Raw genomic sequence first — 21348 nt, forward strand, 5'->3', positions numbered from 1 at the left:
ATCCGGCCGCACAGAGCGTGCAGATGTTGTCGGCGTGCGCGTGGGCACCGTCGCTCAGGGGTGCAGGCGGTAACCGATCCCGGGCTCGGTGAGCAGGTGGACGGGAGCGGCGGGGTCGGGCTCGAGCTTGCGGCGCAGCTGGTTGGCGTAGACCCGCAGGTAGTTCAGCTCGCGGCCGTACGCCGGCCCCCACGCGGACCTCAGCAGCTCCTCGTGCGTGACGAGGTGGCCGGGTCGGCGGGCGAGCGGCTCGAGCAGCCGCCACTCGGTGGGGGTCAGCCGCACCTCCTCGCCGCCCGGGCCGGTGGCCCGGCGCTCCCCGAAGTCGAGGACGAAGTCGTCGCCGGCCAGGACGAACGCGGCGTGCTCGTCGGCCCCGCCGCGCCGGATCGCCGCCCGCACCCGGGCGAGGAACTCGTCCATCCCGAACGGCTTGGTCACGTAGTCGTCGGCGCCCGCGTCGAGCGCCTCGACCTTGTCGTCCGAGTCGTGCCGCGCCGACAGCACGACGACCGGCACCCGCGAGGTCTGCCGGACGCGGCGCAGCACGTCGACGCCGTCGAGGTCGGGGAGCCCGAGGTCGAGGACGACGACGTCGGGGGAGCGCTCGGCGACGACCTCGAGCGCGGTGCGCCCGTCGCCGACCGCCTCGACCTCGTAGTCGCGGGCCCGCAGGTTGATCGACAGCGTCCGGCGGATGAGCGGCTCGTCGTCGACCACGAGCACGAGCGTCATGCCGGCGATCCTGTCAGGTCACCCGCGCCGGCGTCCGACCCCACCACCGCCGTACGGGGTGCCGCGGCCAGCTCGAGCACGACGGTGAGCCCGCCCCCGGGGGTGTCCTCGGCCCACACCCGCCCGTCCATCAGCTCGGCGAGGCCGCGCGAGACGGCGAGCCCGAGGCCGACGCCGTCGCCGCGCGGGGCGTCGCCGACCCGCTGGAACGGGGCGAAGATCCGCTCCTTGGCGTCCTCGGCGACCCCCGGTCCGCGGTCGACGACGCGCAGCTGGACCCGGTCCTGGAGCCGGCCGACCTGGACGAGCACCTCGCGCCGCCCGGGGAAGTGGCGCACGGCGTTCTCGAGGACGTTGCCGAGGACGCGGTCGAGCAGCCCGGCGTCGGCGACGACCCAGTCGCACCCCTCGTCGACCTGCACGCGGACGCGGTCGGGGTCGGGCAGGACGGCGGACGCGGCGCGCACCGCCTCGGCGACCGCGACGGGTTCGGCGTGCGCGGTGATCGCGCCGGTCTGGATGCGCGACATGTCGAGCAGGTTGGCGATGAGCGCCGCCAACTGGTCGGCGGACTCCTCCACGGTCTCGAGCAGCTCCTGCTCGTCCTCCTCGCTGAAGGTGACGTCGGGCTGGCGCAGGCTCGACACCGCCGCCTTGATGCCGGCCAGCGGCGTGCGCAGGTCGTGCGAGACGGCGGCCAGCAGGGCGGTCCGGGCGCGGTTGTCCCGGGCCAGGCCCTTGGCCTGCGCCGCCTCCGCCTCGAGCTCGCTGCGGGCCAGCACGCTGGCGGCCTGGGTCGCGAAGGCCCCGACCAGCCCGCGCTGCTCGGCGGGCAGGACGGACCCCACGAGCACGAGCTCGGTGTGCTCGTCGACCGGAGCCCGTACGGCGGCCCGCTCGACGTCGGTCGCGTCGACGTCACCGACCCCGCGCACGAGGGTCCACGGGTCGCGGACCGACTCGCGGCGCACGAGCGCCGCCCCGCTCATCGCGAAGGTCTCGCGGGCCTGGTCGAGCAGCGTGGCGAGCGGGTCGCTCGTCCCGACGAGGACCTGGGCCAGCGTGGCCAGCGTCCGCGACTCCTGCTGCGCCTCCCCGGCCTGCCGGCTGCGCCGGGCGGCCAGGTGGACGACCGAGGCGACCGCCGCCGCGACGACGACGAAGAGCAGCAGCGCGGCGGCGTTCTGCGGGCTGGAGATGGTCAGCGTCCCGACCGGCTCGGTGAAGAACCAGTTGATGACCAGCGACGACGCGACCGCGCAGGCCACCGCGGGCCAGACGCCGCCGACGAGCGCGCAGGCGACGGTGAGGCAGAGGTAGACGAGCATCTCCAGCGGCAGCGCCGGCGTCGTCCGCCCGGGCGCGAGGAGGAGGGTCAGCCCGAGGTTGCCCGCGGCGGCCAGCGCCCAGCCGCCCAGGCGGCGCCGGGCGCTGAGCGAGCGGCGGCGGGGGCGTCGTACGGGCTGGCGGGGGTCGTCGCGGCTGACCAGGTGGACGTCGATGTCGCCGGAGCCGTCGGCGACGGCGTCGGCGATGCCGCGGGCGAAGAGGCTGCGCCAGCCGCGGTGCCGGGAGGTGCCGATGACGATCTGGCTCGCGTTGACACCGCGGGCGAAGTCGAGGATGGCCTCGCCCACGTCGTCGCCGGCGACGGTGTGGAAGGTGCCGCCGAGCTCGCGGACGAGCTTGCGCTGGTCGGCGACGGCGCCGACGGTCTCGACGAGGCCGTCGGACTGGACGACGTGGCAGGCGACGAGCTCGCCGCCGGCGCCGCGGGAGGCGATCCGGGCGGCCCGACGCAGCAGCGCCTCGCCCTCGGGGCCGCCGGTGAGGGCGACGACGACCCGCTCGCGGGTCGGCCAGGTCGAGGAGATGCCGTGCGTCGCGCGGTAGCGCTCGAGGGTCTCGTCGACCCGGTCGGCCAGCCACAGCAGGGCGAGCTCGCGCAGCGCGGAGAGGTTGCCGGGGCGGAAGTAGTGGGCCAGGGCCGCGTCGATCTTCTCGGCGCGGTAGATGTTGCCGTGCGCCATCCGCCGACGCAGCGACTCCGGCGACATGTCGACCAGCTCGAGCTGGTCCGCGGAGCGGACGACGTCGTCCGGCACGGTCTCGCGCTGGCGGACCCCGGTGATCGCCTCGACGGCGTCGCCGAGGCTCTCCAGGTGCTGGATGTTGACCGTCGAGATGACCTCGATGCCGGCCGCGAGCAGCTCCTCGACGTCCTCCCAGCGCTTCTCGTGCCGCGAGCCGGGGACGTTGGTGTGGGCGAGCTCGTCGACGAGCACGACCTCGGGCCGGCGGGCGAGCACCGCGTCGAGGTCGAGCTCGGCGAGGCTCGCCCCGCGGTGCTCGAGGGTGCGCAGCGGCACGACCTCGAGCCCCTCGAGCTGCTGGGCCGTGTAGTCGCGGCCGTGGGTCTCCACGATGCCGACGACGACGTCGGCGCCGCGCTCGAGCCGGCGGTGGGCCTCGGAGAGCATGGCGACGGTCTTGCCGACCCCGGGGGCCGCCCCGAGGTAGATGCGCAGCAGACCGCGTCCCATGCCCCTCATCCTCCCAGCCGCCGGCCCCGGACTCTGACTGCCGGCTCAGGAGAGCCGGCTGAGAGCCAGGTTGAGCTCGGTGGTGTTGACGCGCGGCTCGCCGAGGAAGCCGAGGATCCGGCCCCTCGTGTGCTCCTGGACCAGCTGCTGGACGGCGGAGACGCTCAGGCCGCGGGCCTGGGCGACGCGCTGGACCTGGAGGGCGGCGTACGCGGGGGAGATGTCGGGGTCGAGCCCGCTGCCCGAGGACGTCAGGGCGTCGGGGGGCAGCGTGCCGGTGGCCCCGGCCTGCTTCAGGGCGGCCTCGCGCTCGGCCACGGCCTTGGCCAGGTCGAGGCTGGACGGGCCGAGGTTGGTGCCCCCGGAGGAGTCGCCCGCGTAGTCCGAGGCGGACGGGCGCGGCTGGAACCACTTCGCCGCGTCGGCCTCGGGGACCGCCTGGCCGAGGCTGCTCGAGGCGACGACGGTGCCGTCGCGGGTGAGCAGCGAGCCGTTGGCGCGGTCGTGGGCGACGCCCTGGCCGACGCCGAGGACGACGAGGGGGTAGAGGACGCCGGTGAGGACGGTGAGCGCGAGGAGCACGCGCAGCCCGGCGCCCAGCTGACGGGTGAAGAGGATCACGACGAACCTTCCTGGGAAGTCTGTGCCGAGGGGTGGTTGCTCACAGCGGCAGGTGGGAGACGACGAGGTCGATGAGCTTGATGCCGATGAACGGCGTGATGACGCCGCCGACCCCGTAGACCAGCAGGTTGCGGCGCAGCAGGCTCGCCGCGGACGACGGCCGGTACTTCACACCCTTGAGGGCCAGCGGGATGAGCGCGACGATGACGAGCGCGTTGAAGACGACCGCCGAGAGGATGGCCGACGACGGGGTGGCCAGCCGCATGACGTTGAGCGTCTGCAGGCCGGGGAACAGCCCGACGAACATCGCCGGGATGATGGCGAAGTACTTCGCCACGTCGTTGGCGATCGAGAAGGTCGTCAGCGCCCCGCGGGTGATGAGCAGCTGCTTGCCGATCTCGACGATCTCGATGAGCTTGGTCGGGTCGGAGTCGAGGTCGACCATGTTGCCGGCCTCCTTGGCGGCCGACGTGCCGGTGTTCATCGCGACGCCGACGTCGGCCTGCGCGAGGGCGGGGGCGTCGTTGGTGCCGTCACCGGTCATCGCGACGAGCCGGCCACCCTGCTGCTCCTTCTTGATGAGCGCCATCTTGTCCTCGGGGGTGGCCTCGGCGAGGAAGTCGTCGACGCCGGCCTCCTTCGCGATGGCCGCCGCGGTGAGCGGGTTGTCGCCGGTGATCATCACCGTGCGGATGCCCATGGCCCGCAGCTGGTCGAAGCGCTCGGTCATGCCGGGCTTGACGACGTCCTTGAGGTGGATGACGCCGAGCACCTGGGCGGCGCCGCCGGCGCGGACGCGGGCCACGACGAGCGGGGTGCCGCCGGAGCGGGAGATCGCCTCCACCGAGGTCGTGAGGTCGGCCGGCTCGGAGCCGCCGTGCTCGACGACCCAGGCCGCGACCTGCGCCGCGGCGCCCTTGCGGACGCTCGTCCCGTCGGGGAGGTCGACGCCCGACATGCGGGTCTGGGCGGTGAACTCGACGACGGTGGCGCCGGCCCGCTGCAGCCCCGCGACGTCCTGGTGCGCGACGCCGTACGACGTCTCGGCGAGCTCGACGACCGAGCGCCCCTCGGGCGTCTCGTCGGCCAGGCTGGAGAGGTAGGCGGCCGACGCGAGGTCGCCCTGGTCCGCCCCGGAGACGGCGACGAGGTCGGTCGCGCGCCGGTTGCCGAGGGTGATGGTGCCGGTCTTGTCGAGCAGCAGCGTCGAGACGTCACCGGCGGCCTCGACGGCGCGGCCGGACATCGCGAGGACGTTGCGCTGCACGAGCCGGTCCATGCCGGCGATGCCGATCGCCGACAGCAGCGCCCCGATGGTCGTGGGGATGAGGCAGACGAGCAGCGCGACGAGGACGACGACCTGCTGCGCCCCGCCGGAGTACGACGCCATCGGCTGCAGCGCCAGGCAGACGAGCAGGAAGACGATGGTCAGGCTGGCGAGCAGGATGTTGAGGGCGATCTCGTTCGGCGTCTTCTGCCGGGCGGCGCCCTCGACGAGCGCGATCATCCGGTCGATGAAGGTCTCGCCGGGCTTGGTCGTGATCTTCACGACGATCCGGTCGGACAGGACGGTCGTGCCGCCGGTGACGGCGCTGCGGTCGCCGCCGGACTCGCGGATGACCGGGGCGGACTCGCCGGTGATGGCCGACTCGTCGACGGTGGCCACGCCCTCGACGACGTCCCCGTCGCCGGGGATGACCTGACCGGCCTCGACGACGACGAGGTCGCCGATGGTCAGGTCGGCGCCGGGCACGTCGTCGACGCGCTCGCTGCCGCCCGCGCGGGTGAGGCGCCGGGCGACGGTCTCGGTGCGGGCGGCGCGCAGCGTGGCGGCCTGGGCCTTGCCGCGGCCCTCGGCCACGGCCTCGGCCATGTTGGCGAAGACGACGGTGACCCACAGCCACGCGGCGATGCCGATGGCGAAGCCGCTCGGGCGGACGACGGCGAGCACCGTCGTGAGGACGGAGCCGACCCACACCACGAAGATGACGGGCGACTTGACGACGTGACGGGGGTCGAGCTTGGCGACGGCCTGCGGGAGGCTGGCGGTGAGGGCGGCGACGTTCATGACAGGGCCTCGGCGATCGGCCCGAGGGCCAGGGTCGGGAAGTACGTCAGCCCCGTGACGATCAGCGCGACACCGATCAGCAGGGTGACGAACAGGGGCGTGTGGGTGGGCATGGTCCCGGCGGTGACGGGGCGCTTGCGCTGGGCGGCGAGGCTGCCGGCGAGGGCGAGCACGAGGACCATCGGCACGAAGCGACCGAGCAGCATGGCCAGGGCCAGCGTGAGGTTGAGGTACGGCTGGTCGGCGCTGAGACCGGCGAACGCGCTGCCGTTGTTGTTGGCCGCCGACGTGAAGGCGTAGACCATCTCGCTCAGGCCGTGCGGCCCGGAGTTGAGCAGCGCCGCCCTGCTCACCGGCAGCGCGATGGCGATGGCCGACAGCACGAGGGCGAGGGCCGGCGTGACGAGGATGTAGAGCGCGGCGAAGGTCACCTCCTTCTGGCCGATCGTCTTGCCGAGGAACTCCGGCGTGCGACCGACCATGAGCCCGGCGATGAAGACCGTGATGACGGCGACGACGAGGGCGCCGTACAGGCCGGAGCCGGTGCCACCGGGGGAGATCTCGCCGAGCATCATGTTGAGCAGGACGACACCGCCACCGGCGGCCGAGTAGCTGTCGTGCATCGAGTTGACCGCGCCGGTCGAGGTGGCGGTCGTCGAGGCGCCGAAGAGCGCCGAGGCCCAGAGGCCGAAGCGGGTCTCCTTGCCCTCCATCCCGCCGGCGATCCCACCGGCCGCGTGGACCTCGGACCAGGTGACGAGCGCGACGCTCCCGGCCCAGAGGATCCCCATGAAGGACAGCACGGCCCAGCCCTGGCGGCGGTCGCCGACGAGGACGCCGTACATGCGACACAGGGCGAAGGGGATGACGAGGATGAGGAAGATCTCGAGCAGGTTGGTCGCGGCGTTCGGGTTCTCGAACGGGTGCGCCGAGTTCGCGTTGAAGAAGCCGCCGCCGTTGGTGCCGAGCTCCTTGATCGCTTCCTGGGACGCGACCAGGCCACCCAGGATCGTCTGCTTCGCGCCGGTCACGCCGGTGACCTCGGTGGGGGAGGCGAGGTTCTGCACGACCCCGCCGACGACGAGCAGGACCGCGCCGACGGTGGCGATCGGCAGCAGCACGCGGGTGACGGTGCGCACGAGGTCGACCCAGAAGTTGCCGACCCGGGTCGACTCGCTGCGCGCCAGGCCCCGGACCAGGGCCACGACGACGGCGATGCCGACCGCGGCGGAGACGAAGTTCTGCACGGTCAGGCCGAGGGCCTGGACCAGCTGCGAGGTGCCGGCCTCACCGGCGTAGCTCTGCCAGTTCGTGTTGGTGACGAAGGAGATCGCCGTGTTCAGCGCGGTGTCGAGGTGCATCGACTCGCCGTGGTGCAGGGGCAGGACCCCCTGGCCGACGATGATGAGGAACAGCAGCACGATCGACAGCACGGAGAAGGCGAGGACGGAGGCGGCGTACCCCTTCCAGTGCTGCTCGGTGTCGGGGGCGACCCCGCCGACCCGGTAGAGCAGGCGCTCGACGCGCCAGTGCTTCTCCTTGGTGTACGTCGCCGCGAGGTAGTTCCCGAGCGGCACGTGCGTGAGGGCCAGCGCGAGGAGCAGCACGCCGATGGTCAGCAGACCGGAGGCGGTCTCGTTCACGCCGCCCATCAGAAACGGTCCGGACGGAGCAGGGCGTACACGAGGTAGCCGATGAGGGCCAGGGCGAGGACCCCGGCGACGATGTTCTCGATCACGTCATCGAGTCTCGGAAGGGTGAGAGCGCCGACCTGTCCGGTTGACGGGCGGTTGACGGGTCTTGACGCCGTCTTGACGGCCATCTTCGAGGGAGCCAGCCGTCGCCGTAGGGTCGCAGGATGGAACTGCGGCTGCGGCCAGAGCCCGACCCCGTGCCGGAGGGGGGAGTGGGCGGGGCGTGGCACGCCCTGCGGACCGCCCCCAGCGCGGTGCTGCTCCTCGTCCAGCTCGCCGGGGTCCTGCTCTACCCCTTCCTCGTCGACCTGTCGATCGGGCCGTGGGAGGGCGCCGGACGGTCCCTGCTGGGGCTGTTCGGGCTGCTCGTCCTCGGCCTCGCCGTGCTGGCCGTCCGCGCCACGCCCGCCCTCACCTGGGTCTCGGTCGTCGCCGGGGCCCCGGCCGCCGTCCTCACCGTCCTCGAGGGCTTCCGACCCGACCAGCAGTGGGTGGTGCTGACCTCCGCCGGGTTCCACGCCGTGTTCTACCTCTACACGGGCTACGCGCTCATCCGCTACATGTTCAACGACACCTGGGTGACGTCCGACGAGCTGTGGGCCACCGGGGCGGCCTTCACGGTCGTCGCCTGGGGCTGGGCCTACGTCTACGTCCTCGTCCAGGCCGCCTGGCCCGGGTCGTTCTCGGGCGCGGTCGCCCCCGAAGGACCACGGACGTTCTTCGACCTGCTCTTCCTGTCCTTCACCGTGCTGACCTCGACGGGGCTGTCCGACATCGTGCCGCTGCTGCCGCACGCGCGGGCCGTGGTGATGATCGAGCAGGTCGCCGGCATGCTCTACCTGGCCGTCGTCGTGGCCCGCATCGTCGGGCTGACGATCATCCGCCAGCGCTGAGTCAGCGGGCGGTGAGGTCCACGACGTCGTACGGCGTCGTGACCGGTGGCGTCGTCGCCTGCAGGTCGCGGGCGACCGCCTCGGCGTCGCGCAGGACGCGCAGGGCGTTGCGGCCGGCGACCTTGGCGAGGTCCTCGTCGGACCAGCCGCGGTCGGCGAGCGCGCCGAGCAGCCGCGGGTAGCCGCTGACGTCCTCGAGCCCGACGGGGTAGGTGTCGGTGCCGTCGTAGTCGCCGCCGATGCCCACGGCGTCGACGCCGGCGACCTCGCGCACGTGCTCCAGGTGCCGTACGGCGTCCTGCAGGCTCGCCTGCGGCTTGGGGTGCGTCTGCTGCCGCCGGAACGCGAAGCGCTGGTAGGACGGGAAGTCCTTCGGGTCGACGCCCTCGGCGCTCGCGAGGTCGGCGGTCTCGGCGCGCCAGGCGGCGACGTCGTCGTTGAGGAACTCGGGCACGAGCGCGACCATGACCGTGCCCCCGGTGTCGCGCACCCGCAGCAGGACGTCGTCGGGGACGTTGCGCACGACGTCGGTGACGGCGCGGGCGCCGCTGTGGCTGAAGAGGACCGGGGCGCGGCTGACGTCGAGCGCGGCGTGCATCGTCGCGGGGGAGACGTGCGAGAGGTCGACCATCATCCCGACCCGGTTGAGCTCGCGGACGACGTCGCGGCCGAAGGCGCTGAGCCCGCCGAGGACCGGCTCGTCGGTCGCCGAGTCGGCCCACGGGGTGTTGTCGTTGTGGGTGAGGGTCAGGTAGCGCACGCCGAGCGCGTGCAGGACCCGCAGCGTGCCGAGCGAGCAGCCGATCGACTGGCCGCCCTCGGCGCCGAGCAGGCTGGCGACCCGGCCCGAGGCGACGACCCGGTCGACGTCGTCGGCGGTGAGCGCGAGGCCGAGGACGTCCCCGTGCGCGGCGACGAGCCGGTGCACGAGCTCGACCTGCTCCAGCGTCGCCGTCACCGCCTCGTGCCCGGGCAGGTTGCTCGGCACGTAGACCGACCAGAACTGCGCGCCGACCATCCCCTGGCGCAGCCGCGGCAGGTCGGTGCGCAGGCCCGGCTCGCCGCGGACGAGGTCGACGACGTCGACCCGGGTCAGGTCGCCGCCGACGCGCTCGCGCAGCTCCCACGGCAGGTCGTTGTGGCCGTCGACGAGGGGGTGCTCGCGCAGCACGCGGGCCACGCGCTCGCTGGTGGTCCCGGGCGCGGTTTCGGGCGCGGTCTCGGGGCTGGGCGGCGTCTGGGGGTCGGGCACGGGCGTGATCCTCGCACCTGCGGGCGGCCGTAGACTCGCCCGGTGACGACGACGGCCGACCCCACCAGCCGCCCGCGACGCTCCGTGGCCCTCGTGACCCTCGGGTGCACGCGCAACGAGGTCGACTCGGAGGAGCTCGCCGGCCGCCTCGAGGCCGAGGGCTGGGACCTCGTCGACGACGCCGCGCAGGCCGACGTCGCCGTCGTCAACACCTGCGGCTTCGTCGAGCAGGCCAAGAAGGACTCGATCGACGCCCTGCTCGAGGCCTCCGACCTCAAGGCCCACGGCCGCACCCGCGCCGTCGTCGCGGTCGGCTGCCTGGCCGAGCGCTACGGCGAGCAGCTGGCGGGCTCGTTGCCCGAGGCCGACGCGGTGCTCGGCTTCGACTCGTACGGCGACCTGTCGGCCCACCTCGGCACCCTGCTGGGCGGCGGCCACGTGCCCTCGCACACCCCGTCCGACCGGCGCCGGCTGCTGCCGCTCACCCCGGTGGACCGCGCCGGCGCGGCAGGGGTCGCCGTCCCTGGCCACGGCGACCCTCGCGCCGACCTGCTCACCGACGCGGACGGTCCCGTCCCGGCGAGCGGCCCGCGGGTGCTGCGCGCCCGGCTCGACGGCCGCCCGTGGGCGCCGCTGAAGATCGCCTCCGGCTGCGACCGGCGCTGCGCGTTCTGCGCCATCCCGTCCTTCCGTGGGGCGTTCGTGTCCCGCCGGCCCACCGACGTCGTCGCCGAGGCGCGCTGGCTGGCGCAGCGCGGGGTGAAGGAGGTCTTCCTCGTCAGCGAGAACAGCACGTCGTACGGGAAGGACCTGGGGGATCTGGGGCTGCTGGAGAAGCTGCTGCCCGAGCTGACCGCGGTCGAGGGGATCGAGCGGGTGCGGGTGTCCTACCTGCAGCCGGCCGAGATCCGCCCCGGGCTGCTCGAGGCGATGGCCGCCACGCCCGGGGTCGTGCCGTACTACGACATCTCGTTCCAGCACGCGTCGGCGCCGCTGCTGCGCCGGATGCGGCGCTTCGGCTCGCGCGAGCCGTTCCTCGACCTGCTCGAGCGGGTGCGCGAGCGCTCGCCGCGGGCCGGGATCCGGTCCAACGTCATCGTCGGCTTCCCGGGGGAGACCGAGGCCGACGTCGAGGAGCTCGAGGCCTTCCTCGTCGCCGCGCGGCTCGACGTCGTCGGCGTCTTCGGCTACTCCGACGAGGACGGCACCGAGGCCGAGACCCTCGGCGACAAGCTGCCGCAGGACGTCGTCGACGAGCGGGTGGCCCGGCTCACCGCGCTCGTCGAGGAGCTCACCGCGCAGCGCGCGGAGGAGCGCGTCGGTGAGGTCGTCGAGGTGCTCGTCGAGCAGACCGGCGACGGGGAGGACGAGGACGACGAGGTCGTCGGCCGCGCCGCCTTCCAGGGCCCCGACGTCGACGGGGTGACCCGGCTCGAGCTCGACGGCGGCCCGCGTCCGGCGGTCGGGGACATCGTGCGCGCCGTCGTCGTCGCCTCCGAGGGCGTCGACCTCGTCGCCCGCCCGCTCGGCGCCGGCGACACCCCCGCCGACACCCCCGCCGACCGTGGGGACACCACCGCCTGAGCGGTGGCAGCATGAGGGCTCGATGAGCGACGTGGACCAGGACCCCGTCACCCGGCCCGTGAGCCCCCGGCAGCCGACCCCGCCGACGCCGGCCACGGTGCCGGCGCGTCCGAGCGCGTGGAACCTCGCCAACACGCTCACCGTCCTGCGGATCCTCCTCGTCCCCGTCTTCGCGTGGCTGCTGCTGGCCCACGGCGGCACGTCGACCACCCAGCGGCTGGGTGCCTTCGCGGTCTTCGCGGTGGCCGCCATCACCGACAAGATCGACGGCGACCTGGCCCGGCGGCGCAACAGCGTCACCGACTTCGGCAAGGTCGCCGACCCCATCGCCGACAAGGCCCTCACCGGCACCGCGCTCGTCGGGCTGTCGCTCGTCGGGGTCGTGCCCTGGTGGGTGACCGTCGTCATCGTCGTGCGCGAGGTGGCCGTGACGGTCATGCGGTTCGTCGTCATCCGGCACGGCGTCATGCCCGCCAGCCGGGGCGGCAAGGTCAAGACGGTGCTGCAGGCGGCGGCGCTGGGGCTGCTCGTCTTCCCGCCGCACGCGGTGCCGTTCGACGCGGTCCTGTCGCTCGTCGCGCACGTCCTGCTCGCGGCCGCGCTCGTCGTCACCGTCGTCACCGGGGTCGACTACGCGGTCAAGGCGCACATCCTGCGCCGCACCAGCGCCCGCGCCGTCGCCAAGCGGGCGGCCCGCGAGGCCGCGCGCGAGCAGCGGCGCCAGCCGTGAGCACGCCGTACGGCGACCTGGACGTCCCCGCCCTCGTCGGTGCCCTGCGCGCGGCGGGGGCCACCGTCGCCTGCGCGGAGTCGCTGACCGGCGGGCTGGTCACCGCGCGGCTCGTCGAGGTCCCGGGGGCGTCCGCGGTCGTGCGCGGCGGCGTGGTCGCCTACGCGACCGAGCTCAAGGCGGCGCTGCTCGGCGTCGACGAGGGGCTGCTCGCGGAGCACGGCGCGGTCCACCCGGAGGTGGCCCGGCAGATGGCGCACGGCGTGCGGACCCGGCTGGGCGCCGACTGGGGCACCGCCACCACCGGCGTCGCCGGGCCGGACCCGCAGGACGGTCAGCCGGTCGGGACGGTCTACGTCGCCGTCGCCGGGCCGCGCGGCGACGCCGTCCGGCGGCTCGCGCTCGAGGGGGACCGGCCGGCCGTGCGCGCCGGGTCGGTCGACGCGGTCCTCGCGCTGCTCGCCGAGCGGCTGCGCCCCGACCCGCCCGCATGAGCGCCCCCGCCCCCTGGACCCCGCGCTGGTCGCCCGGTGACGTCGCCTGGTGGCACTACCGGCGACCGGGCTGGCGGGCCGGAGACCCGCAGACCGTGCACCCGGTCCGGGTCGTCGAGGACTCGCCGGAGCGGCTCGTCGCCTGGCTCGCGGGCGGCACCCCGGTCCTCGCGCCGACCCTCGTCGACGGCCGGCCACCGCGGGCGGCGGGCACCGGCGCGATGTTCTCCGCGCCGCGCATCCAGGGCCGGATGCTGTGGAAGGGCGGCGGGACGCTGCGCATCGTCCGGCCGGGGGAGCGCTGGTCGGTGTGGCTGTTCTGGGACGGGCCCGACCTCGACGGCTGGTACGTCAACCTCGAGGCGCCGCACCGGCGCGAGGGGTCCCGCACGGTGAGCACCGACCACGTCCTCGACGTCCTCGTCGACCCGGGCCGCCGCTGCCGGCTCAAGGACGAGGACGAGCTGGTCGCCGCCGTGACCCAGGGGCGGATGACCGCCGGCGAGGCCGGCGAGGTGCGGGCCGACGCCGACGCCGTACGGCGTGCCGTCGCCGCCGGCGAGCCGCCCTTCGGCGCGGACGACGAGCACTGGGCCACGTGGCGCCCCGACCCGGCCTGGGACGTCCCCGGCCTGCCACCCGACCTCACCCCGCCCGCCCCGCCACCGGTCCGCACCGCGCCGCGGCTCGTGCGGCCGGGGGAGTCGCGCTACTGACGGGCAGCACGCCGTACGGCGCCCCGCCCACCCCACGGCAGAATGGTCCCGTGCCCGACCCCACCACCGGCCAGCCCGTCCTCGACCCCGCCATCGCCGCGCAGCTCAAGCGCGACCCGGCCGGCCTCGTCGCCGCCGTGGTCCAGCAGCACGACACCGGCGAGGTGCTCATGGTCGGGTGGATGGACGACGAGGCGCTGGCCCGCACCCTCACCGAGGGCCGGGTGACCTTCTGGTCGCGCAGCCGCCAGGAGCTGTGGCGCAAGGGCGACACCTCGGGCCACGTCCAGTGGGTCCGCTCGGTCGCGCTCGACTGCGACGGCGACGCCCTGCTCGTCCGGGTCGACCAGGTCGGCGCCGCGTGCCACACCGGTGACCGCACGTGCTTCGACGCGCGCCCGCTGCCCGCCGTCGTGACCACCCCGAGCGAGGTCCCCACCGGTGCCTGAGCACGCCCCGCAGCCCGACGTCCACCCCGACCTCACCTTCGGCGCGACCTGGCCGAGCCTGGCCGTCTTCGCCGAGCTCGCGCCGACCCGCCGGGTCATCCCCGTCGTGCGCCGCCTGCTCGCCGACGGCGAGACCCCGCTCGGGGTCTACCGCAAGCTCGCGCAGGACGCCCCGGGCACCTTCCTGCTCGAGTCGGCCGAGCAGGGCACCTGGTCGCGCTGGTCGATCGTCGGCGCCCGCAGCGCCGCGACCCTCACCGAGCAGGACGGCGAGGCGCACTGGATCGGCACACCGCCGGTCGGCGTCCCGACGTCCGGCGACCCCACGGTCGCCCTGCGCGACACGGTGGCCGCGCTCGCGACGAGCCGGCTGCCCGGGCTGCCGCCGCTCACCGGCGGCATGGTCGGCGCGATCACGTACGACGCCGTCCGCCGCTGGGAGAAGGTCCCCGACACCGGGGTGGACGTGCTGCGCCTGCCCGAGCTCGGGATGGTCCTCGCGACCGACCTCGCCGTCCTCGACCACTCCGACGGGTCGGTCCTCCTCGTCGCCAACGCGGTCAACTACGACGACACCGACGAGCGGGTCGAGTGGGCCTGGGCCGACGCCGTCGAGCGCCTGGACCGGATGACCGCCGACCTGCTGGCCCCGGCGGAGAGCACCGTCGCGCTCGTCGAGCCGGTCGACCTGCCGACGACGAGCACGCACACGACCGAGGAGTTCCTCGAGCTCGTCGAGCGCAGCAAGGAGGAGATCCGCGCCGGCGAGGCGTTCCAGATCGTCGTCTCGCAGCGCTTCTCGATGCCGTGCCCCGGTGACGCGCTCGACGTCTACCGGGCGCTGCGCGCGTCCAACCCCAGCCCGTACATGTACCTCGTGCGCCTCCCGCACCCCGACGGGTCGACGTACGACGTCGTCGGCTCCAGCCCCGAGGCCCTCGTCACCGTCTCCGGCCGCCGGGTCGTCACCCACCCGATCGCCGGCTCCCGCCCGCGCGGCAAGACCCCCGAGGACGACGTCCGGCTGGGGGAGGACCTGCGCGAGGACCCCAAGGAGCGGGCCGAGCACGTCATGCTCGTCGACCTCAGCCGCAACGACCTGCAGCGGGTCTGCCGCCCCGGGACCGTCGACACGGTCGAGTTCATGACCCTGCGGCACTACTCGCACATCATGCACCTCGAGTCGACCGTCGTCGGCGAGCTGCGACCCGACCGGTCGGCGTACGACGTCCTCGTCGCCACCTTCCCCGCCGGCACCCTCTCGGGCGCGCCCAAGCCGCGCGCGATGCAGCTCATCGACGAGATGGAGGGCACCCGCCGCGGCCTGTACGGCGGCGTCGTCGGCTACCTCGACTTCGCCGGCGACCTCGACCTGGCCATCGCCATCCGCACCGCGGTCGTCCAGGACGGGCAGGCCCACGTGCAGGCCGGCGCCGGCATCGTCGCCGACTCGGTGCCGATGTCGGAGTACGAGGAGACGCACGCCAAGGCGGCCGCGGTCGTGCGCGCCGTCCGGGCCGCGGCCGGCCTGCGACGGCCGGTGACCCGCTCGTGACGGCCTGGCTGACCAAGCGCCGCGCCGCCCCGCTGCTGCTCGTCCCCGCGCTCGCGGTCGTCCTGCTGGCCACCCGCACCTGGGTGACCGGGCGCTCCGGCGACGCCGTCCTCGCCGGGCGCTCGCTCTCGGTCACCGGCGACCAGGCCGCCCCCGGCCTGGTCGCGCTGGGCCTCGTCGCGCTGGCCGCCGGCGTCGCCGTCCTCACGACCGGGCGCCGGCTGCGGCTCGTCTCCGCCGTCCTGCTCACCCTGGCCGCGCTCGGGACCCTCGCCCTCACGCTGACCATCGTCCGCGACCCCACGGCGGCGCTCGCCGCCGGCGCCGGCCCGGGCGGGTCCCCCAGCGGCGGGGTCGGCGGCACGACGCGCTCCGCCACCGGGGCGACCACCCCCGGTGCGCTGACGGTCTGGCCCTGGCCGGCCCTCGTCGCCGCGCTGCTGCTCACCGTCGTCGGCGCCGTGACGACCGCCGCGGGTCGCGGCTGGGACGGCCTGTCCAGCCGGTTCGAGCGCTCCGGGGAGGACGCCCCGGCCGACGCGCCCGAGCGCCGCTCGGCCTGGGACGAGCTGTCGGAGGGTCGCGACCCCACCGACGGCGAGGCGTGAGCGCGGCTGCCACAATGGTCCCCGAGCACCACCCCCGTGACACCACGACGAGCGAAGGACACCGATGAGCGAGACCGCCCACGAGAGCCACGGCCACAGCACCGCGGCGTGGACCAGCGTCGGTGTCATCCTGCTCGGCGGCCTCATCAGCTCGCTGGCGCTGATCTTCCCCAGCGCGTTCTTCTTCTGGGTCGGTGTCGCCGTCATGGTCGTCGGCGCGGCGCTGGGCAAGATCCTCAGCATGGCCGGCTACGGCGACAAGGCGTCCTCCCACGCCGCCCGCGCCGCCGGCCACGCCGAGCCCGGCCAGAACCGCCACGACAGCGGCACCGCCTGACCTGCGCCCCTCGCTCGGCCCGGGAACCGCTCGCGGCACGGCGTCGTCGCACCGGGTGACGCTCCCCGCGAACGGATAGGGTCCTTCCACTCGCGTCCCAGGGGGCGCAGGAACGACACGAGCCCGAGAGAGGTCCCCATGTCCTACGGCACGCCGCCCCCGAGCGGCAACGACCCCACCGAGAACGACCCCACCGCGCCGGGCGGCTACGGCAGCAACCCGCCGCCTCCGCCCTCCTACGGCTCGCAGGACCAGCCGTCGTACGGCGCGCCGCAGCAGCCGTCCTACGGCTCGGACCGGCCGGCGGACGCCCCGTCGTACGGGCAGACCCCGCCGCCCCCGGCGCCCGGCTCGTACGGCGCCGCCCCGACCTACGGGCAGCCGTCGCCCTACGGTCAGACCCCGCCCCCGCCCTACGGCGGCGCCAACCCCTACGGCGTGCCGGCCGCCAACAACACCAAGGCGATCGTCTCGCTCGTGCTCGGCATCGTCGGGATCCTCCTGTGCGGTCTGCTCGGGCCGGTCGCGCTCATCCTCGGCCGCCAGGCCAAGAGCGAGATCGCGGTGTCCAACGGTGCGCAGAAGGGCGCCGGGATGGCCCAGGCCGGGTTCATCCTCGGCATCGTCGCCACCGTGTTCCTCGTCATCCAGATCATCTACGTCGCCAGCGTCTACTCCGGACGCGGCTGACGGACCCCGTGACGACGCGCCCGGCCGGTGCCCGACCCCCCGCCACCCTCGCGGTGGCGGGGGGTCCGTCGCCCGGGCGCCGGCTGCGCGCGGCGGGCGCACCGCTGGTCGTCGGGACGCTCGCCCTCGCCGCGGCCCTCGCGGTCGGCCGACAGGGCGGGGTGACCGGGGTCGACCTGTGCCCCTTCCACCGGGTCACCGGGTTGTGGTGCCCCTTCTGCGGCGGGCTGCGGGCCACCGCCGCGCTGGTCCGCGGCGACCTGCCCGCGGCCCTGTCGCTCAACGTCGTCGTGCCGCCCCTGCTGCTGCTCCTGGCCGTCGTCGGGCTGCGGACCACGGCGAGGGCGCTGCGGACCTGCGAGCCCGCCCGGCTCCCCGTGGTCCCGCTGCGCCCGCTCCTGGTGGCGCTGGTCCTCCTGGCCGTCTTCACCGTGTGGCGCAACGTGCCCGAGCTGCCGCTCGCGGCCTGGCTGGCCCCCTGACGGTCGGGCCCGGGCGGGCTCACGGCGGGGTGCCGCGACCCGCGTAGGCTGGCCGTGTGGCACCCACCGTCCTCGACGACATCATCGTCGGCGTCCGCTCCGACCTCGCCGAGCGCGAGGTGCGGGTCACCCGCGACGAGCTGCGGGCCCGGATCGCCGACGTCCCCCCGGCCCTCGACGCGGCCTCGGCCCTGCGCGACGCGCCGGGCCTCGCGGTCATCGCCGAGGTCAAGCGCTCCAGCCCCAGCAAGGGCGCGCTGGCGACCATCGCCGACCCCGCCGCCCTCGCAACGTCGTACGAGGCCGGGGGCGCCACCGCGGTGAGCGTCCTCACCGAGCGGCACCGCTTCGGCGGCAGCCTCACCGACCTCGCGGCCGTCCGCGACGCCGTCCGGATCCCGGTGCTGCGCAAGGACTTCGTGGTCGAGGCGTACCAGGTCGACGAGGCGCGCGCCTGGGGCGCCGACATCGTCCTGCTCATCGTCGCGGCGCTGACGCAGGAGCGTCTCGTCGCGCTGCACGAGCAGGCCACGGCCCTGGGCATGACCGTCCTCGTCGAGGTCCACGACGAGGAGGAGACCCGCCGCGCGCTCGACGCGGGCGCCCGGGTCCTCGGCGTCAACGCCCGCGACCTCAAGACCCTGCAGGTGCACCGTGACGTCTTCGCGCGGCTGCGTCCGCTCGTGCCCGACGACGTCGTCACCATCGCCGAGTCCGGCGTCCGCGACGTCGAGGACGTGCGCGCCTACGCCGCCGCCGGCGCGCGGGGCGTGCTCGTCGGCGAGGCCCTGGTCACCCACGGTGACCCGGCCGCCACGGTGGGGGAGTTCACCCGCGCCGCACCCGTCACCACCGGAGGTCCCCGATGACGACCACGCAGCACCAGCCCGAGGGCGCGCCGTCGCCCGGCCGCTTCGGGGAGTACGGCGGCCGCTACGTGCCCGAGGCGCTCATCCCCGCCCTCGAGCAGCTCGACGAGGTCCGCCGCAAGGCGATGGTCGACCCGGAGTTCGTCGGCGAGCTCGAGCGGCTCCAGCGCACCTACACCGGTCGGCCCAGCATCGTCACCGAGGTGCCGCGGTTCGCCGAGCACTGCGGCGGCGCGCGGGTGGTCCTCAAGCGCGAGGACCTCAACCACACGGGGTCGCACAAGATCAACAACGTCCTCGGCCAGGCCCTGCTGACCAAGCGGATGGGCAAGACCCGGGTGATCGCCGAGACCGGCGCCGGCCAGCACGGTGTGGCCACGGCCACGGCGGCCGCGCTGCTCGGGCTCGAGTGCGTCGTCTACATGGGCGAGGTCGACACGCGGCGCCAGGCGCTCAACGTCGCCCGGATGCGGCTGCTCGGTGCGGAGGTCGTCGCCGTCACCAACGGCAGCCGCACCCTCAAGGACGCCGTCAACGAGGCGCTGCGCGACTGGGTCGCCAACGTCGAGACCACGCACTACGTCCTCGGGACGGTCACCGGCCCGCACCCCTTCCCCGAGATGGTCCGCGACTTCCACCGGGTCATCGGGGTCGAGGCCCGCAGCCAGGTGCTCGACCTCGTCGGCCGGCTGCCCGACGTCGTCCTCGCCTGCGTCGGCGGCGGGTCGAACGCCATGGGGATCTTCCACCGCTTCCTCGACGACGAGCAGGTCCGCCTCGTCGGCCTCGAGGCCGGCGGGCGCGGGGTGAGCACCGGCGAGCACGCCGCCCGGTTCGCCGCGGGCGAGCGCGGCGTCCTGCACGGGGCGTTCACCTACGTCATGCAGGACGAGGACGGCCAGACGATCGAGTCGCACTCGGTCTCGGCCGGCCTGGACTACCCGAGCGTCGGACCCGAGCACTCCTACCTGCTCGACATCGGCCGCGCGGAGTACCGCGCGATCACCGACGACCAGGCGATGGAGGCCTTCGCGCTGCTGTGCCGCACCGAGGGGATCATCCCGGCCATCGAGTCGGCCCACGCCCTCGCCGGGGCGATGCAGGTCGGGCGCGAGCTCGGCCCGGACGCGGTGCTGCTCGTCAACCTCTCCGGTCGCGGCGACAAGGACGTCCACACCGCCGCGCAGTGGTTCGGGATGCTCGACGACGAGGAGCTGCGCGCGACGGGGGCCCAGCAGTGACCGCCACGACCAGCGCCAGCACCGCCGTCGCCGACGTCTTCGCGCGCTGCCGCGCCGAGGGTCGGGCCGCCCTCATCGGCTACCTGCCGGTCGGCTTCCCCGACGTCGAGGGCTCCCTGGCCGCGATGCGGGCCATGGTCGAGGCCGGTGTCGACCTCGTCGAGGTGGGCGTGCCCTACAGCGACCCGCTCATGGACGGGCCCGTCATCCAGCGGGCGGTCGAGGCCGCCCTCGAGCGCGGCGCCCGGGTCTCCGACGTGTTCAGGGCCACGCAGGCGGTCCACGACGCCGGCGCCCCGTCGCTGGTCATGACGTACTGGAACCTCGTCCTGCGCCGCGGGGTCGACCGGTTCGCCGAGGACCTCGCCGCCCACGGCGGCGCCGGGCTCATCACCCCCGACCTCATCCCCGACGAGGCCGGCGCGTGGCTCGCGGCCGCCGACGCCCACGGGCTCGAGCGGGTCTTCCTCGTCGCCCCCAGCTCGACGCCGGAGCGGCTCACCGTCGCCACGGCCGCGTCCCGCGGCTTCGTCTACGCCAGCGCGGTCATGGGCGTGACCGGCGCGCGGGCCGAGCTCGGCCCCGCCGCCGAGCAGCTCGTGGCCCGCACCCGCGAGGTCACCGACCTGCCGGTGTGCGTCGGCATCGGCGTCTCGACGGGGGAGCAGGCCGCCCAGGTCGCCCGGTTCGCCGACGGGGTCATCGTCGGCTCGGCCCTCGTGCGCTGCCTGCTCGACGCGCCCGACCTCGAGTCCGGGCTCACCGCGCTGCGCGCGCTCGTCGGCGAGCTCGCCGCCGGGGTCCGCGCGTGAGCGCCCTCCCGGTCACCATCCCCAGCCCCACCCAGGGGGTCTGGGACCTCGGGCCGCTGCCCGTGCGCGGCTACGCGATGTGCATCCTCGCGGGGATCGTCGCCGCCGTGTGGATCACCCAGAAGCGGCTCGAGGACCGCGGCGGCCGGCAGGGTCTGACCCTCGACATCGCCGCCTGGGCGGTGCCGTTCGGCATCCTCGGCGGCCGGATCTACCACCTCATCACCTCGCCGCAGGCGTACTTCGGCGAGGGCGGCCACCCGCTCGACGCGCTGAAGATCTGGAACGGCGGGCTCGGCATCTGGGGGGCGATCGCGCTGGGCGCCGTGGGCGCGCTCATCGGCTGCCGCCGCCAGGGCATCCCGCTGCGCGTCTTCGCCGACGCCTGCGCCCCCGGCCTGCTCGTCGCGCAGGCCATGGGCCGGTGGGGCAACTACTTTAACAACGAGATCTACGGCTCGCCCACGACGCTGCCGTGGGGCCTGAAGATCTACGAGTGGGACCAGTCCGCGGGTCACGCCGTGCGCGACGCGGCGGGGAACGCCGTGGTCAAGGGCGTCTACCAGCCGACCTTCCTCTACGAGTCGATCTTCTGCCTCGCCCTCGCGCTCGTCCTCGTCCTGCTCGACCGCCGTCGCGACTTCCGGCCGGGGCAGCTCTTCGCCCTGTACGTGGCCGGCTACCCGGTGGGTCGCATCGTCATGGAGTTCATGCGCACCGACGACGCCAACCACATCCTCGGCCTGCGGGTCAACGTGTGGGTGTGCGTGCTCGTCTTCCTCCTGGGGGTCGTCCTCTACGCGCGGTTCGGGCGGACCGGGCCGCCGCCCGCCGCCCAGGATCCCGACGCGGCCCCCGACGAGGCCCCCGACGAGGCCCCCGACGAGGCCACCCGAGAGGCACCGGACCAGGTCGTGTCGTCTCGCGCCCCGGACTGACGGCGCGGTCGAGGACGTCGTCGGGCACCCTCCCGTT

At 74.6% G+C, this 21348-nt stretch carries 22 protein-coding genes; 15 read left to right on the forward strand and 7 right to left on the reverse strand.

All coding sequences use genetic code 11. From position 1 onward, the window contains the following. Positions 1-54: 54 nt before the first annotated feature. Genes FB458_RS15725 through kdpF form a run of 6 tightly spaced genes read right to left on the reverse strand, consistent with a single transcriptional unit; the run spans position 55 to position 7789 of the window. Positions 55-735: a response regulator gene (locus FB458_RS15725; protein ID WP_141849328.1), complete on the reverse strand. Its 681-nt coding sequence runs from the start codon at positions 733-735 to the stop codon at positions 55-57. Continuing rightward, the gene (locus FB458_RS15730; protein ID WP_141849329.1) at positions 732-3278 is read right to left on the reverse strand and encodes an ATP-binding protein; all 2547 of its coding nucleotides are present in this window, start codon (positions 3276-3278) and stop codon (positions 732-734) included. The genes FB458_RS15725 and FB458_RS15730 overlap by 4 nt, the downstream gene beginning before the upstream one ends. Positions 3279-3323: 45 nt before the next feature. Next, positions 3324-3899, reverse strand: a complete 576-nt coding sequence (gene kdpC, locus FB458_RS15735; RefSeq protein WP_141849330.1) for a K(+)-transporting ATPase subunit C — start codon at positions 3897-3899, stop codon at positions 3324-3326. 40 nt (positions 3900-3939) lie between these two features. Continuing rightward, complete coding sequence (kdpB, locus tag FB458_RS15740; RefSeq protein WP_141849331.1) at positions 3940-5967, reverse strand: potassium-transporting ATPase subunit KdpB; 2028 nt, start codon at positions 5965-5967, stop codon at positions 3940-3942. Next, positions 5964-7619 carry a potassium-transporting ATPase subunit KdpA gene (gene kdpA, locus FB458_RS15745; RefSeq protein WP_211356064.1) on the reverse strand — a complete coding sequence of 552 codons (1656 nt, stop codon included), beginning with the start codon at positions 7617-7619 and terminating at the stop codon, positions 5964-5966. Before kdpA ends, kdpB begins: the two co-directional genes overlap by 4 nt. Further along, on the reverse strand, positions 7619-7789 hold the full coding sequence (gene kdpF / locus FB458_RS22275) for a K(+)-transporting ATPase subunit F (RefSeq protein ID WP_141849333.1): 171 nt from the start codon (positions 7787-7789) through the stop codon (positions 7619-7621). The genes kdpA and kdpF overlap by 1 nt, the downstream gene beginning before the upstream one ends. Positions 7790-7825: 36 nt before the next feature. Here kdpF and FB458_RS15755 point away from each other — a divergent pair, with 36 nt between their 5' ends. After that, positions 7826-8554, forward strand: coding sequence for a potassium channel family protein (locus tag FB458_RS15755; RefSeq protein ID WP_141849334.1), 729 nt, complete (start codon positions 7826-7828; stop codon positions 8552-8554). Between the two features lies 1 nt (position 8555). On the opposite strand, the gene FB458_RS15760 is transcribed toward FB458_RS15755, so the two are convergent. Further along, a complete protein-coding gene (locus FB458_RS15760) occupies positions 8556-9806 on the reverse strand; it encodes a dipeptidase (RefSeq protein ID WP_211356065.1) in 1251 nt (416 codons plus the stop codon). 42 nt (positions 9807-9848) lie between these two features. Between FB458_RS15760 and rimO the strand changes: the two genes are divergently transcribed. From rimO to lgt, 14 genes are all read left to right on the forward strand, one after another. Next, positions 9849-11390 (forward strand): 30S ribosomal protein S12 methylthiotransferase RimO, encoded by a 1542-nt coding sequence (gene rimO, locus FB458_RS15765; RefSeq protein WP_141849335.1) that lies wholly within the window; start codon positions 9849-9851, stop codon positions 11388-11390. Positions 11391-11412: 22 nt separating this feature from the next. Next, positions 11413-12120 carry a CDP-diacylglycerol--glycerol-3-phosphate 3-phosphatidyltransferase gene (gene pgsA / locus FB458_RS15770; RefSeq protein ID WP_141849336.1) on the forward strand — a complete coding sequence of 236 codons (708 nt, stop codon included), beginning with the start codon at positions 11413-11415 and terminating at the stop codon, positions 12118-12120. Then, complete coding sequence (locus FB458_RS15775; protein ID WP_425460851.1) at positions 12117-12614, forward strand: CinA family protein; 498 nt, start codon at positions 12117-12119, stop codon at positions 12612-12614. The genes pgsA and FB458_RS15775 overlap by 4 nt, the downstream gene beginning before the upstream one ends. Next, entirely contained in the window at positions 12611-13330 is a 720-nt protein-coding gene (locus tag FB458_RS15780) for a ribonuclease FAU-1 family protein (protein WP_141849337.1), read from the forward strand. The genes FB458_RS15775 and FB458_RS15780 overlap by 4 nt, the downstream gene beginning before the upstream one ends. A 50-nt stretch (positions 13331-13380) precedes the next feature. Beyond that, a complete protein-coding gene (gene hisI / locus FB458_RS15785) occupies positions 13381-13779 on the forward strand; it encodes a phosphoribosyl-AMP cyclohydrolase (protein WP_141849338.1) in 399 nt (132 codons plus the stop codon). Continuing rightward, entirely contained in the window at positions 13772-15334 is a 1563-nt protein-coding gene (locus tag FB458_RS15790) for an anthranilate synthase component I (protein ID WP_141849339.1), read from the forward strand. Before hisI ends, FB458_RS15790 begins: the two co-directional genes overlap by 8 nt. Beyond that, complete coding sequence (locus FB458_RS15795) at positions 15331-15942, forward strand: Trp biosynthesis-associated membrane protein (protein ID WP_141849340.1); 612 nt, start codon at positions 15331-15333, stop codon at positions 15940-15942. Before FB458_RS15790 ends, FB458_RS15795 begins: the two co-directional genes overlap by 4 nt. A 64-nt stretch (positions 15943-16006) precedes the next feature. Then, positions 16007-16279 (forward strand): HGxxPAAW family protein, encoded by a 273-nt coding sequence (locus FB458_RS15800; protein WP_141849341.1) that lies wholly within the window; start codon positions 16007-16009, stop codon positions 16277-16279. 138 nt (positions 16280-16417) lie between these two features. Further along, the gene (locus FB458_RS21655; protein WP_211356066.1) at positions 16418-16969 is read left to right on the forward strand and encodes a DUF4190 domain-containing protein; all 552 of its coding nucleotides are present in this window, start codon (positions 16418-16420) and stop codon (positions 16967-16969) included. Positions 16970-17022: 53 nt separating this feature from the next. Continuing rightward, positions 17023-17451, forward strand: a complete 429-nt coding sequence (locus FB458_RS15810) for a DUF2752 domain-containing protein (RefSeq protein WP_141850639.1) — start codon at positions 17023-17025, stop codon at positions 17449-17451. Between the two features lie 56 nt (positions 17452-17507). Then, positions 17508-18320, forward strand: a complete 813-nt coding sequence (gene trpC / locus FB458_RS15815; RefSeq protein WP_141849342.1) for an indole-3-glycerol phosphate synthase TrpC — start codon at positions 17508-17510, stop codon at positions 18318-18320. Further along, complete coding sequence (gene trpB / locus FB458_RS15820) at positions 18317-19561, forward strand: tryptophan synthase subunit beta (protein WP_141849343.1); 1245 nt, start codon at positions 18317-18319, stop codon at positions 19559-19561. The genes trpC and trpB overlap by 4 nt, the downstream gene beginning before the upstream one ends. Then, positions 19558-20373, forward strand: a complete 816-nt coding sequence (trpA, locus tag FB458_RS15825; RefSeq protein ID WP_141849344.1) for a tryptophan synthase subunit alpha — start codon at positions 19558-19560, stop codon at positions 20371-20373. The genes trpB and trpA overlap by 4 nt, the downstream gene beginning before the upstream one ends. Then, positions 20370-21311: a prolipoprotein diacylglyceryl transferase gene (lgt, locus tag FB458_RS15830; RefSeq protein WP_141849345.1), complete on the forward strand. Its 942-nt coding sequence runs from the start codon at positions 20370-20372 to the stop codon at positions 21309-21311. The genes trpA and lgt overlap by 4 nt, the downstream gene beginning before the upstream one ends. Positions 21312-21348 lie beyond the last annotated feature (37 nt).

The sequence above is a fragment of the Lapillicoccus jejuensis genome (genome assembly GCF_006715055.1).
GTDB classification, from domain to species: Bacteria; Actinomycetota; Actinomycetes; order Actinomycetales; family Dermatophilaceae; genus Lapillicoccus; species Lapillicoccus jejuensis.

Bases quoted from the DNA above. Each gene is read 5' to 3' on its own strand.
- FB458_RS15725 (WP_141849328.1), bottom strand. From the start codon at position 735: ATGACGCTCGTGCTCGTGGTCGACGACGAGCCGCTCATCCGCCGGACG.
- FB458_RS15730 (WP_141849329.1), bottom strand. From the start codon at position 3,278: ATGGGACGCGGTCTGCTGCGCATCTACCTCGGGGCGGCCCCCGGGGTC.
- kdpB (WP_141849331.1), bottom strand. From the start codon at position 5,967: ATGAACGTCGCCGCCCTCACCGCCAGCCTCCCGCAGGCCGTCGCCAAG.
- kdpA (WP_211356064.1), bottom strand. From the start codon at position 7,619: ATGGGCGGCGTGAACGAGACCGCCTCCGGTCTGCTGACCATCGGCGTG.
- kdpF (WP_141849333.1), bottom strand. From the start codon at position 7,789: ATGGCCGTCAAGACGGCGTCAAGACCCGTCAACCGCCCGTCAACCGGA.
- FB458_RS15755 (WP_141849334.1), top strand. From the start codon at position 7,826: ATGGAACTGCGGCTGCGGCCAGAGCCCGACCCCGTGCCGGAGGGGGGA.
- pgsA (WP_141849336.1), top strand. From the start codon at position 11,413: ATGAGCGACGTGGACCAGGACCCCGTCACCCGGCCCGTGAGCCCCCGG.
- FB458_RS15780 (WP_141849337.1), top strand. From the start codon at position 12,611: ATGAGCGCCCCCGCCCCCTGGACCCCGCGCTGGTCGCCCGGTGACGTC.
- FB458_RS15800 (WP_141849341.1), top strand. From the start codon at position 16,007: ATGAGCGAGACCGCCCACGAGAGCCACGGCCACAGCACCGCGGCGTGG.
- FB458_RS21655 (WP_211356066.1), top strand. From the start codon at position 16,418: ATGTCCTACGGCACGCCGCCCCCGAGCGGCAACGACCCCACCGAGAAC.
- trpB (WP_141849343.1), top strand. From the start codon at position 18,317: ATGACGACCACGCAGCACCAGCCCGAGGGCGCGCCGTCGCCCGGCCGC.